The following is a 12290-nucleotide window of genomic DNA, read 5'->3' on the forward strand; positions in this document are numbered from 1 at the left end:
CACACTGCTTGCAAGGTTAAACTCGTACCGGTCAATGGCGATCGGATGCAGGATGGGCGCGTAATAGGCGCTCACAAAAGACATCGACGTCGCAAGGTTTTTGCTGCCCGGGACTTCTCCCTTCCCCGAGGACGCAATCTCCGAGCGGCGTTTTTTTATTTCGAAAATTCCGGCAGCCACCCAGAGGAGCCCGCGCATGACCAAGATTTTCACGACCGCGATCAGCCGTCGCAGCATGCTGAAGACCACCGCAGCAGCAGCCCTCGTGAGCGCTGTTCGGACGGCATTTCCTTCGGGCGCCTTCGCCGCTTCAGCCGCACCTGAAGTGACCGGCGTCAAGCTTGGTTTCATCGCCCTGACAGATGCAGCGCCACTTATCGTCGCCAAAGAAAAGGGTCTGTTCGAAAAACACGGCCTTCCTGAAGTCGATGTGGCGAAGCAGGCATCCTGGGGGGCAACGCGTGACAATCTGGTTCTCGGCGGCGCGGCCAACGGCATCGATGGCGCCCATATCCTCTCGCCGCTGCCCTATCTCATGCACACCGGCAAAGTGACCCAGAACAACCAGCCGGTGCCGATGGCATTGCTGGCACGTCTGAACTACGACAGCCAGGGCATCTCGGTCGCCAAGGAATATGCCGATACCGGCGTCCAGCTCGACTCCTCCAAGCTGAAGGCCGCCTTCGAAAAGAAGAAGGCCGAAGGCAAGGAGGTGAAGGCCGCCATGACCTTCCCCGGTGGTACCCATGATCTCTGGATCCGCTACTGGCTCGCCGCCGGCGGCATCGATCCGGACAAGGACGTATCGACCGTCGTCGTGCCGCCCCCGCAGATGGTGGCGAACATGAAGGTCGGCAACATGGACGTCTTCTGTGTCGGCGAACCCTGGAATGAGCAGCTCGTCAACCAGGGCATCGGCTTCACAGCGGCAACGACCGGCGAATTGTGGAAAGGCCATCCGGAAAAGGCCCTCGGCATGCGCGCCGACTGGGTGGAAAAGAACCCGAATGCCGCCAAGGCCCTGCTGATGGCCATCATGGAAGCCCAGCAATGGTGCGATAGCATGGACAATAAGGAGGAAATGGCGACCATCCTCGGCAAGCGGCAATGGTTCAATGTGCCGCCGAAGGATGTGCTTGGCCGCCTGAAGGGCGACATCAACTATGGCAATGGCCGGGTTACCCATGGAACCGATCTCTACATGAAATTCTGGGCTGGCGGCGTCTCCTACCCCTTCAAGAGCCACGATACCTGGTTCATTGCGGAGAATATCCGCTGGGGCAAACTCGCGCCCGATACGGACATCAAGGCGCTGGTCGACAAGGTCAACCGTGAGGACATCTGGCGCGAGGCCGCAAAGGACCTCGGCATTGCGACGACCGACATTCCGGCCTCGACGTCGCGCGGCAAGGAGACCTTCTTCGACGGCAAGGTCTTCGATCCGGAGAACCCGTCTGCCTATCTCGACAGCCTTTCCATCAAGGCTGCTTCGTAATCCCCGCCTCCGGCGCGTGGGGCGCGCGCCGGCCTTTTATTCCATCAAGGAGCGAACGCATGTCAGCGCTTGCAAAGAATGAAACCATCAAGGCGGCTGTAGCGCCGAAAACGGCCAATGTCGTCCATCTCGCAAAGAAGCCGGCGCGCAAGATCGATCTGCAGCTTCTTTCGGTGGCCGCCGCCCGCAATATCGTGCCGCCGCTGATCGTTCTCGCGATCATTCTCGGCCTCTGGCAGATCCTCTGCTCTTCGCCGAACGCTTCGCTGCCATCGCCGCACCAGGTCTGGCAGGAAAGCTATGATCTCATCGCCTATCCCTTCTTCAACTACGGCTCGCAGGATATCGGTCTTGGCTGGCGCGTGCTGGTTTCGCTGCAGCGGGTTGCCTATGGCTTCGGTCTTGCAGCCATAGCCGGCATCGTCATCGGCGCCGTTATCGGCCAGTCGGTCTGGGCGATGCGCGGCCTCGATCCGATCTTCCAGGTGCTGCGCACAGTGCCGCCGCTTGCCTGGCTGCCGCTGTCGCTCGCGGCCTTCCAGGACAGCAATCCTTCGGCGATCTTCGTGATCTTCATCACCTCGATCTGGCCGGTCATCATCAATACCGCCGTCGGCGTGCGCAACATCCCGCAGGATTATCGCAACGTCGCCGAGGTGCTGCGACTCAACCAGTTCGAGTTCTTTTTCAAGATCATGCTGCCCTCGGCAGCCCCCTACATCTTCACTGGCCTGCGCATCGGCGTCGGCCTGTCATGGCTGGCGATCGTCGCGGCCGAGATGCTGACCGGCGGTGTCGGCATCGGCTTCTTCATCTGGGATGCGTGGAACTCCTCCCGCCTGCCCGACATCATCGTGGCCCTGGCCTATATCGGCGTCGTCGGCTTCGCCCTCGACAAGCTCGTGGCGGCCATCGGCAAACTCGTCACGCGCGGCGCCTCGGCCAATTGAGGGGATCGACCATGAACGCCTATCTGAAGCTCGACCATATCGACAAGCATTTCGACCGGGCCGGCGCCCGTACAGAGGTCCTGAAGGACATCAACCTCGTCATCGACAAGGGCGAATTCGTCTCGATCATCGGCCATTCCGGCTGCGGCAAGTCCACGCTCCTCAACCTGATCGCCGGCCTGACGCCTGTCTCGAAGGGAGCCGTGCTGCTCGAAAACCGCGAGGTCAACGAGCCTGGCCCCGAACGTGCCGTCGTCTTCCAGAACCATTCGCTGCTGCCCTGGCTGACGGTCTATGAAAACGTCAATCTCGCCGTCTCGAAGGTCTTCAGCAATAAGAAGAGCAAGGCCGAGCGCCACGACTGGGTCATGGCCAATCTCGACCTTGTGCAGATGGCTCACGCGAAAGACAGACGCCCCTCCGAAATATCAGGCGGCATGAAGCAGCGCGTCGGCATCGCCCGCGCCCTCTCGATGGAGCCGAAGATCCTGCTGCTCGACGAGCCCTTCGGCGCGCTCGATGCCCTGACCCGTGCGCATCTGCAGGAGGCCGTGATGGAGATCCACGCCCGGCTCGGCAACACTATGGTCATGATCACCCACGACGTCGACGAGGCCGTGCTGCTCTCCGACCGCATCGTGATGATGACGAATGGGCCGGCGGCCCGCATCGGCGAAGTGCTCGACGTGCCGATCGCCCGTCCCCGCAACCGGATCGAACTCGCCTCCGACCGAACCTACCTCAAATGCCGCGAAGCCGTGCTGAAGTTCCTCTACGAACGTCACCGCTTCGTCGAAGCCGCGGAGTAAACCATGACCGAAAAACTCGTTATCATCGGCAACGGCATGGCGCCTGGGCGCATGCTGGAACACCTCTTCGAACAGGCGCCGGGCCGCTATCAGGTCACGATCTTCAACGCCGAGCCGCGCGTCAATTACGATCGCATCATGCTCTCGCCGGTCCTCTCGGGCGAAAAGACCTACGAGCAGATCGTCATTCACGGCGACGGCTGGTACATCGACCATGGCATCACCCTCTACAAGGGCCACAGGATCGTTTCGATAGACCGCGACAGGAAGACGGTCACGTCGGATCACGGTGTAACCGAGAGCTACGACAAGCTCGTCATTGCCACGGGCTCCGTTCCGTTCATCATTCCCGTTCCCGGCAAGGATCTGCCCGGCGTCATCACTTATCGCGATCTCGACGACGTGCAGGCTATGCTGCTCGCCGCCCAGTCGCGGCAAAAGGCCATCGTCATCGGCGGCGGCCTGCTCGGGTTGGAAGCGGCTGCCGGCCTTGCACAACGCGGCATGGATGTCACCGTGCTGCACGTCATGCCAACGCTGATGGAGCGCCAGCTCGATCCCGCCGCAGGCTACCTCTTACAGAAGGCGGTCGAGGACCGCGGCATCAAGGTCATCTGCAAGGCCAACACCAAGCAGATCATCGGCAACGGCAAGGTGGAAGGCGTCGAGCTCGACAACGGCACGATCATTCCGGCCACGCTTGTCGTCATGGCGGTCGGCATTCGACCGAACGTCAATCTCGCCAAGGACGCCGGACTTGCCGTCAACCGCGGCATCGTCGTCGATGCCGGCATGCAGACCTCCGATGGTGACATCTACTCCCTCGGCGAATGCGCCGAAGTCGGCGGCATGGTCTATGGTCTTGTCGCACCGCTTTACGAGATGGCCCGCGTGGCGGCCGCCCATCTCGCGGGCGATACCAAGCCGGGCTTCGTGCATTCCGATACGCCGACCAAGCTCAAGGTTACCGGCATCGAGCTCTATTCTCTGGGTGATTTCGCCGACGGTGATGACCGGCAGGAGATCGTGCTGCGCGATGCGACCGCGGGCGTCTACAAGCGTCTTGTACTGAAGGACAACCGCATTATCGGCACGGTGCTCTACGGCGAGACCTCAGACGGCGCCTGGTTCAACGACCTCAAAAAAAAGGCGGTCGACATTTCCGAGATGCGCGACACATTGATCTTCGGCCAAGCCTATCAGGGAGGGTCCCCGCTGGACCCTATGGCGGCCGTTGCAGCCTTGCCGGATGATGCGGAAATCTGCGGCTGCAACGGCGTTTGCAAGGGCAAAATCACGTCCACAATCACAGCCAAGGGGCTGACATCGCTCGATGATGTGCGCGCCCATACCAAGGCTTCTGCCTCCTGTGGCTCCTGCACCGGCCTTGTCGAGCAGCTCATGTCGTTGACGCTGGGTGATGCCTATAACCCGAAGGCCGTGCACCCGATGTGCACCTGCACGGAACTCGGCCATGACGATGTGCGCCGTCTCATCAAGGCGAAGAAGCTGAAGACCATTCCCGCCGTCATGCAGGAACTGGAATGGAAGACATCGGGCGGCTGTGCCAAATGTCGTCCGGCGCTGAACTATTACCTCGTTTGCGACTGGCCGGACGAATATGCCGACGACTACCAGTCGCGCTACATCAACGAGCGCGTCCACGCCAATATCCAGAAGGATGGCACCTATTCCGTCGTGCCGCGCATGTGGGGCGGAGTGACCAATTCCGGCGAGTTGCGCGCTATCGCCGACGTGGTCGACAAGTTCGCCATTCCGATGGTCAAGGTCACTGGTGGGCAACGCATCGACCTGCTCGGCGTCGAAAAGGAAGACCTGCCGGCCGTCTGGGCCGATCTCGGCAAAGCCGGCTTCGTCTCCGGCCAAGCCTATGCCAAGGGCCTTCGCACGGTAAAGACCTGCGTCGGCTCCGACTGGTGCCGCTTCGGCACGCAGGATTCCACCGGCCTCGGCATCCGCATCGAGAAGTTCATGTGGGGCTCCTGGACACCGGCGAAACTGAAGATGGCAGTCTCCGGATGTCCGCGAAACTGTGCCGAGGCGACCTGCAAGGATATCGGCGTCATCTGCGTCGACTCCGGTTTCGAGATCCATTTCGCTGGTGCTGCAGGCCTCGACATCAAGGGCACCGAGGTGCTCGGCCTGGTGAAGACCGAAGACGAAGCGCTCGAACATATCGTGGCGCTGACGCAAATGTACCGCGAACAGGCCCGCTATCTCGAACGCATTTACAAATGGGCCAAGCGCATCAGCCTCGACGAGATCCGTCGGCAGATCATGGAGGATCACGACAAGCGCAAGGCCTATTACGAGCGCTTCGTCTTTTCCCAGAAATTCGCACAGGTCGATCCCTGGTCGGAGCGCGTCTCCGGCAAGGACAAGCATGAATTCCGGCCGATGGCGACCATCGGTTTCAGTCAGGCAGCCGAGTGAGGAGAACCATCATGAACTGGCACCCGATCGGCGATATCTCCGATATTCCGCTGCGCGGCTCGCGCTGCGTGAAGACCCCGCATATGAACATCGCCGTCTTCCGCACCAGCGACGACGAAGTCTATGCGATCGAAAACCGCTGCCCGCACAAGGGCGGGCCGCTTTCCGAAGGCATCGTGCACGGCAATGCCGTCACTTGCCCGCTGCACAACTGGGTGATCTCGCTGGAGACCGGCAAAGCGCTCGGCGCCGATGACGGCACGGTGCGCACGATCCCCCTCAGACAAGAGGGCGGCACGCTCTATATCGCGCTCGAAAGCCTTGTCATGGCGGCCGAATGATGGGAGTGGAGGTCAAGACCACCTGTCCCTATTGCGGCGTCGGCTGCGGTGTGATCGCCCGTGTGGACGAGGCCGGTACGGTGACCGTGAAGGGAGATCCGGAACATCCGGCCAATTTCGGCCGGCTCTGTTCGAAGGGGTCGGCGCTTGCCGAAACGATCGATCTCGATGGCCGCCTCCTCCATCCTGAAATCAATGGCAGACAGGCAGGCTGGGATGAGGCGCTCGATCTCGTCGCCAGCAGGTTTTCCGAGACCATTGCTGAACATGGTCCTGATGCCATCGCTTTTTATGTCTCGGGTCAGCTTCTGACCGAGGATTACTACGTCGCCAACAAGCTGATGAAAGGCTTCATCGGTTCGGCCAATATCGACACGAATTCCCGTCTCTGCATGTCTTCCTCAGTCGCCGGTCACCGGCGCGCTTTCGGTTCGGATACGGTGCCGGGCCTGTATGAAGATATTGAGCTTGCCGATCTCGTCATACTGACCGGCTCAAACCTCGCCTGGTGCCATCCCGTCATCTACCAGCGGCTCGCTGCCGCCAAGGCTGCCCGGCCGGGCCTGAAGATCGTCGTCATCGATCCGCGGCGGACGATGACATGCGATATCGCCGACCTGCATCTCGCCATCCGGCCTGACGGCGACGTGGCGCTCTTCATGGGGCTGCTCGCCCATCTCGCGGCAGGCCCCGCGATCGACCAGAACTATATCGGCGCCTATACCGAAGGTTTTGGCACTGCCTTCGCCGCTGCCGCCGCACTAACCATAGACGACCTGCTTGAGCGCACCGGTCTGCCGGCCATGTTGGTGAGAGAGTTCTTTCGACTGTTCGAGACGACCGAGAAGGTCGTCACCTGCTACAGCCAGGGCGTCAATCAGTCCGTTTCCGGCACCGACAAGGTCAATGCCATCATCAATTGCCACCTGGCGACGGGGCGCATCGGTAGACCCGGCATGGGACCGTTTTCGCTGACGGGCCAGCCGAATGCGATGGGCGGGCGCGAGGTCGGCGGGCTCGCGAATATGCTCGCCGCTCACATGGCGATCGAAAGCGCTGATGATCGCGACCGGGTGCAGCGCTTCTGGAATGCGCCCGACATTGCCGCCAGACCCGGTCTGAAAGCCGTCGACTTGTTCCGCGCCGTCGAGGGGGGGCGTATCAAGGCACTCTGGATCATGGCGACCAATCCCGTCGTTTCACTGCCCGATACCACCAGGGTCGAGGCAGCGATTGCCGCCTGCCCCTTCGTCGTCGTGTCCGACATCCTGCATAAGACGGACACGACACGGCACGCACATGTGCTCCTGCCGTCGCTCGGCTGGGGCGAGAAGGATGGTACGGTCACCAATTCGGAGCGTCGCATATCCAGGCAGCGCCCCTTTCTCGATTTGCCGGGAGAGGCACGTGCCGACTGGTGGCAGTTGGCAGAAGTCGGACGCAGGATGGGTTTTGCCGCCGCCTTCGATTATCCATCGCCGGCGGACATCTTTGCCGAACATGCGGCCCTTTCCGCCTTCGAGAATGACGGCAGCCGCGACTTCGATATCGGCGCCTACGCCGAAACGCGTACTCCGGCATATGACGCGTTGAAACCATTCCAGTGGCCTCAGCCTTCCGGGACGAACAGCCAAGAAACGCGGTTCTTCGCCGAAGGTGTTTTTTTTCACCCCGATCGCAAGGCGCGCTTCATAGCGGTCGAGGCGCCGGCAACCGACAAAACCGATGGCGCCTATCCCTTTACGCTAAACACCGGCCGCATCCGCGACCAGTGGCACACAATGACACGCACGGGAAAGAGCGCGCGGCTATCATCCCACATTGCCGAGCCCTTCGCGGAAATCCATCCGCGCGATGCGATGGAACTCGGCATAGCCGATGCCGCCTTGGTCCAGGTCGAAAGCGCCTACGGAAAGGCCGTCATCCGCGCACTTGTAACTGACCGGCAGGCACGCGGCAGCGTCTTCGTGCCGATGCACTGGAGCGACCAGAATTCCGCACAGGGACGTATCGGAGCTGTCGTAAAGCCGGCGACCGATCCCGCTTCAGGGCAACCCGCCTCCAAGAATGTCGCAGTCGCCGTCAGCCGTTATCGTGCAGACTATTATGGCTTTGCCGTCAGCATGGCGAGACCCAAGGCTCCCAATGCGGACTATTGGGCACTTGCAAAGGCGGAGGGTGGCTGGAGGCTGGAGCTTGCTTTCAACGACAGCCTCGAAGATTGTACGGCATGGTGCCGGCAGACCTTCGCCATCCCTGACCATGTCGAACCACTAGGTTATGCCGACCGTCAATCCGGTGACCGGCGCCTTGCCTTCTTCGATGGAGAGAAACTGCTTTCCGCGCTCTTCCTTGCACGAGAGCCGGTTGCCGTCGCCCGCAATTGGGCGGTGTCGCAGTTGACCGCCGACCACCGCAACCTAGGCCGCCGCTTTGCCATCATCGCCGGCCGCCCGGGTGCTGACATGCCCGATCCGGGCGCGACGGTCTGTTCCTGCTTCAGCGTCGGCGTCAACCAGATCGTTGCCGCCGTGCGCTCCGGCTGCCGCAGCGTCGAAGCGATCGGCAGCGAAATCAAGGCCGGTACCAATTGCGGTTCCTGCCGCGCCGAAATCAGGGGGATCATCAATGCCTGTGTTGCAGACGCTGCCGAATGAGATTGCCGAGCGGACGCCGGCTCGCATGGCACCGCTCGCCAAACTGCCGGTTTTCTGGTCGCTCACCGGACAGCGAGTCATCGTCGCCGGCGGCTCGGACGCCTGCGCCTGGAAAGCGGAGCTGCTCGCTGCCTGCGGCGCGAAGGTCGAGATCTATGCTGAACACCTTGGCGAAGCCTGTGCGGCTCTCGTTGTGCGAGGCTCCACGCATCCGGAAGGCGCACTCATCCATCGCCCCGCAGCATGGCACGAGGATGCCTTTGCCGGGACAGCCATTGCCGTGGCCGACTGTAATGACGAGACCGAGGCAAGGCTATTTTTCGAGGCCGCGCAGCGGGCCGGGGTTCCGGTCAACGTGATCGACAAGCCGGCTTTCTGTCAGTTCCAGTTCGGCTCCATCGTCAACCGCTCGCCCGTCGTGGTGTCGATCTCGACGGATGGCGCAGCCCCCATCCTCGCGCAGGCCATTCGCCGCCGTATCGAAACGCTGCTGCCGGCATCGCTCAAATCCTGGGCGGCCCTCGCTCAGTCGCTGCGTGAGGGGATTGCCCTTCGCCTCAAACCCGGAGCAGAGCGTCGCGCCTTCTGGGAGCATTTCGTGGATCGCGCTTTTGGAGTTGAGCCGACGGAAGCAAGCGCCCGCGATCTGCTTGCCGATATGGAAGAGCCGGCTCAGGGGCGGACCGTCGGACGGGTGACGCTCGTCGGCGCTGGTCCGGGCGATGCAGAATATCTGACGCTGAAGGCCGTGCGGGCATTACAGGCGGCCGATGTCATCCTGTTCGATGATCTCGTGTCGAACGAAGTTCTGGAACTTGCGCGGCGCGAGGCAAAACGTCTGCTGGTCGGCAAGCGCGGCGGCCGAACAAGCTGTCGGCAGGAGGATATCAACGAAATGATGCTGACCTTCGCCAAGGCAGGCAAGAATGTCGCCCGGCTGAAATCCGGTGACCCGATGATCTTCGGCCGCGCCGGCGAGGAGATTGCCTATCTGAAACAGCACAATATTCCGGTCGAGGTCATCCCCGGCATCACGGCTGCGAGCGCCATGGCATCACGACTTGGCATTTCCCTGACCCACCGCGATCATGCGCAGAGCGTGCAGTTCGTCACCGGACATTCGCGCCACGGCGAGCTGCCGGAGACGATCGACTGGCAGGCTATCGCAGACACAAGAAAAACGACGATCTTCTACATGGGTGGACGGACAGCCGGAGCAATCCAGAACAGGCTGATTGAGGCTGGCCTCGATGCACGAACGCCTGTTGTGATCGTCAGCTCTGTTGCCAATACCGACGAGCGGCGTTGGGCCGGCAGTCTTGACGGCCTTTCTTCGGCGATGGCGGAAATCGGCCTCGACCGGCCAGTACTGATTGGCGTTGGGAAGGTTTTTGCCTCTTGCGGCCTGATGGCTGAAGCCAATCTGCCGTTCTTTGCCCAGGCTTAAGGAAGTGCCGGAACGCGGAACAAAAAACTCGTCTTGTCAAACTCACGCAGCGGTTACGCCATTTTCCAGCAACGCCTTGAGATCACGAACGGGCGGTGCCCCAAACTGGCGGGCATATTCCCTTGTGAACTGCGTGACGCTCTCATAGCCGACGGAATACGCAGCCGAACTGGCCGGAACGCCTTCCGAGATCATCTGCCTTCGCGCCTCGATCAGGCGCAACTGCTTCTGGAACTGAAGTGGTGACAATGTGGTCACTGTGCGGAAATGCTGATGAAATGACGAAAGGCTCATGCCCGCCGTCTCGGCGAGCTCGTTCACCCGTAAGGGACGAGCAAAGCCTTCGCGGATGATGGCAATAGCGCGACCAATTCTCTCCGCGTGGCCATCTGTCTGACCGAGCGCCCGGATCGAGGCTCCGTGCTTGCCGGTCATCAGCCAGAAGTGCATTTCCCTTAGATGCTGCCTCACAAGGATCGGCATGACTGCGGGCCGATCGACGAGGCCCATGAGCCTGGCGGCGATGTCCGCGACCTCAGTTTCCGTCGGCTCTAGGTTGACGGGTTTCGAGGTCGAAACTGTCATTGGACCAATTTCCGAACCCAGTTCGCGGATCATGGCGAGGTCGAGTTCGAGAACGAGAGAATAGTAGGGAGCAACGCGGCTTGCCGTTGTGATCTGGCTCACCGTGGGGACGTCGGCGGTGATCAGGAGGCTATCCCCTGCGCCGAAGTCGAACGTTTCCGGCCCGATGCTCACTCTCTTTCGCCCCTGGAGAACCAGTGCAACCAGAGGCCTGTTGATCGCAAACTGGATTTCGCTTGGGTTCAGGGCGCGGATAGCCGTCAGACCGGGGATCGGAGTTGCTGCCGCTCCGAAGCGATCGACGTTGATGTCTGCATGACGGCGGACGATCTCCAGCAAACTCATCAGAACTCCTATAGCAATGGAGAAAAAGGCAAGTCGATATTGTCTGCCTGCCTTGAATGACGCCAGATTAGCAGGCCTTTGAGCCATGCCGCAAGCGCGTGAGGCGATGCCACTCTTCGGTTTTGGATAAATAGGCAATTCGTTTGGAGAAATAGGCAGCAGTTCCCATCGGCTTGGGGGCATTGTGTTGATCAGCAATCAGCACAAAAGGAGTTGACCTATGACGACAATCTCAATCGTAACCGGCGGCAGCCGTGGCCTTGGACGTAACACGGCCATAAGCATCGCCAAGCATGGTGGCGATGTTATTTTGACCTACCGAAATGGCGCAGAAGAAGCCAAGGCTGTCGTGGCCGAAATAGAAGCTCTCGGCCGCAAGGCAGTGGCGCTGCAGCTCGACGTCGGCACCACGTCGGCGTTCCCGGCCTTCGCGGAAGCCGTTCGAGCCGCCCTGACAGTTACCTGGTCGCGCACCAATTTCGATCACCTCATCAATAATGCCGGTCATGGCGAAATGGCGGGTTTCGCGGAGACCACCGAAGCGCAGTTCGACAATCTCTTCAATGTCCACGTCAAGGGCGTCTTCTTCCTGACCCAGACCCTGCTCCCGTTCCTTGTCGATGGCGGCCGTATCGTCAATTTCTCGTCCGGCCTCACCCGCGTTTCCTATCCGGGATTTTCCGCCTATTCCGCAGCCAAAGGAGCGGTCGAAATCCTGACGCTCTACATGGCGAAAGAGCTCGGAAGTCGCGGTATCACGGCGAACACAGTCGCTCCGGGTGCGATCGCGACAGATTTCCTGGGCGGCGCGGTTCGCGATACGCCAGCCTATAACGAAGCATTCGCAAACATGATTGCCCTCGGCCGCGTCGGGTTGCCCGACGATATCGGCCCGATGATCGCCAGCCTGATTGGCCCTGACAACGGCTGGGTCACGGCGCAGCGCATTGAAGTGTCTGGCGGTCAGAATATCTAGTCAGCCAGGCCGGCTCGGCGTTACGCCGGACCGGCCTCGGATGTCTTCGATGCATCTGCCTTCCCCGAGAAAATCTTGTTCCTCGACGTTGGGAAGGTGATGCGCTTCAATACTCGCGTCGCCGAGGCGCAAGGCGGATTGGTTCTGCTGTCCTCGGTCTTAAGCCAATGTTTATTGCGCTCTAGGGTGGGTTCGTCAGCACGTCACTGATCTAACTCAGTGACAACGGAT

Annotated in this window: 9 protein-coding genes; 8 read left to right on the forward strand and 1 reads right to left on the reverse strand. The window is 60.9% G+C overall.

What is annotated here, in order from left to right:
* Nucleotides 1-196 precede the first annotated feature (196 nt).
* From ACK9YZ_RS27770 to cysG, 7 genes are read left to right on the forward strand one after another with little or no spacing between them, the layout of a single operon-like run.
* Nucleotides 197-1495, forward strand: a complete 1299-nt coding sequence (locus ACK9YZ_RS27770; protein WP_416066839.1) for an ABC transporter substrate-binding protein — start codon at nucleotides 197-199, stop codon at nucleotides 1493-1495.
* Nucleotides 1496-1554: 59 nt separating this feature from the next.
* A complete protein-coding gene (gene ntrB, locus ACK9YZ_RS27775) occupies nucleotides 1555-2445 on the forward strand; it encodes a nitrate ABC transporter permease (RefSeq protein ID WP_216760468.1) in 891 nt (296 codons plus the stop codon).
* An 11-nt stretch (nucleotides 2446-2456) separates the two neighbouring features.
* Nucleotides 2457-3254, forward strand: a complete 798-nt coding sequence (locus tag ACK9YZ_RS27780; RefSeq protein ID WP_416066840.1) for an ABC transporter ATP-binding protein — start codon at nucleotides 2457-2459, stop codon at nucleotides 3252-3254.
* A gap of 3 nt (nucleotides 3255-3257) precedes the next feature.
* Complete coding sequence (nirB, locus tag ACK9YZ_RS27785) at nucleotides 3258-5708, forward strand: nitrite reductase large subunit NirB (RefSeq protein WP_416066841.1); 2451 nt, start codon at nucleotides 3258-3260, stop codon at nucleotides 5706-5708.
* 11 nt (nucleotides 5709-5719) lie between these two features.
* Nucleotides 5720-6049 carry a nitrite reductase small subunit NirD gene (gene nirD / locus ACK9YZ_RS27790; protein ID WP_416066842.1) on the forward strand — a complete coding sequence of 110 codons (330 nt, stop codon included), beginning with the start codon at nucleotides 5720-5722 and terminating at the stop codon, nucleotides 6047-6049.
* On the forward strand, nucleotides 6049-8706 hold the full coding sequence (locus ACK9YZ_RS27795) for a molybdopterin-dependent oxidoreductase (RefSeq protein ID WP_416068445.1): 2658 nt from the start codon (nucleotides 6049-6051) through the stop codon (nucleotides 8704-8706). The genes nirD and ACK9YZ_RS27795 overlap by 1 nt, the downstream gene beginning before the upstream one ends.
* Complete coding sequence (gene cysG / locus ACK9YZ_RS27800) at nucleotides 8678-10153, forward strand: siroheme synthase CysG (RefSeq protein ID WP_416066843.1); 1476 nt, start codon at nucleotides 8678-8680, stop codon at nucleotides 10151-10153. Before ACK9YZ_RS27795 ends, cysG begins: the two co-directional genes overlap by 29 nt.
* A gap of 42 nt (nucleotides 10154-10195) precedes the next feature.
* On the opposite strand, the gene ACK9YZ_RS27805 is transcribed toward cysG, so the two are convergent.
* A complete protein-coding gene (locus ACK9YZ_RS27805; RefSeq protein ID WP_416066844.1) occupies nucleotides 10196-11083 on the reverse strand; it encodes an AraC family transcriptional regulator N-terminal domain-containing protein in 888 nt (295 codons plus the stop codon).
* 220 nt (nucleotides 11084-11303) lie between these two features.
* Here ACK9YZ_RS27805 and ACK9YZ_RS27810 point away from each other — a divergent pair, with 220 nt between their 5' ends.
* Complete coding sequence (locus ACK9YZ_RS27810) at nucleotides 11304-12059, forward strand: SDR family NAD(P)-dependent oxidoreductase (RefSeq protein WP_416066845.1); 756 nt, start codon at nucleotides 11304-11306, stop codon at nucleotides 12057-12059.
* The last annotated feature ends 231 nt before the right edge of the window (nucleotides 12060-12290 follow it).

The organism is Rhizobium sp. ZK1 (assembly GCF_047782645.1).
Classification (GTDB): Bacteria; Pseudomonadota; Alphaproteobacteria; order Rhizobiales; family Rhizobiaceae; genus Rhizobium.

Bases quoted from the DNA above. Each gene is read 5' to 3' on its own strand.
- ACK9YZ_RS27770 (WP_416066839.1), top strand. From the start codon at position 197: ATGACCAAGATTTTCACGACCGCGATCAGCCGTCGCAGCATGCTGAAG.
- ntrB (WP_216760468.1), top strand. From the start codon at position 1,555: ATGTCAGCGCTTGCAAAGAATGAAACCATCAAGGCGGCTGTAGCGCCG.
- ACK9YZ_RS27780 (WP_416066840.1), top strand. From the start codon at position 2,457: ATGAACGCCTATCTGAAGCTCGACCATATCGACAAGCATTTCGACCGG.
- nirB (WP_416066841.1), top strand. From the start codon at position 3,258: ATGACCGAAAAACTCGTTATCATCGGCAACGGCATGGCGCCTGGGCGC.
- nirD (WP_416066842.1), top strand. From the start codon at position 5,720: ATGAACTGGCACCCGATCGGCGATATCTCCGATATTCCGCTGCGCGGC.
- ACK9YZ_RS27795 (WP_416068445.1), top strand. From the start codon at position 6,049: ATGGGAGTGGAGGTCAAGACCACCTGTCCCTATTGCGGCGTCGGCTGC.
- cysG (WP_416066843.1), top strand. From the start codon at position 8,678: ATGCCTGTGTTGCAGACGCTGCCGAATGAGATTGCCGAGCGGACGCCG.
- ACK9YZ_RS27805 (WP_416066844.1), bottom strand. From the start codon at position 11,083: ATGAGTTTGCTGGAGATCGTCCGCCGTCATGCAGACATCAACGTCGAT.
- ACK9YZ_RS27810 (WP_416066845.1), top strand. From the start codon at position 11,304: ATGACGACAATCTCAATCGTAACCGGCGGCAGCCGTGGCCTTGGACGT.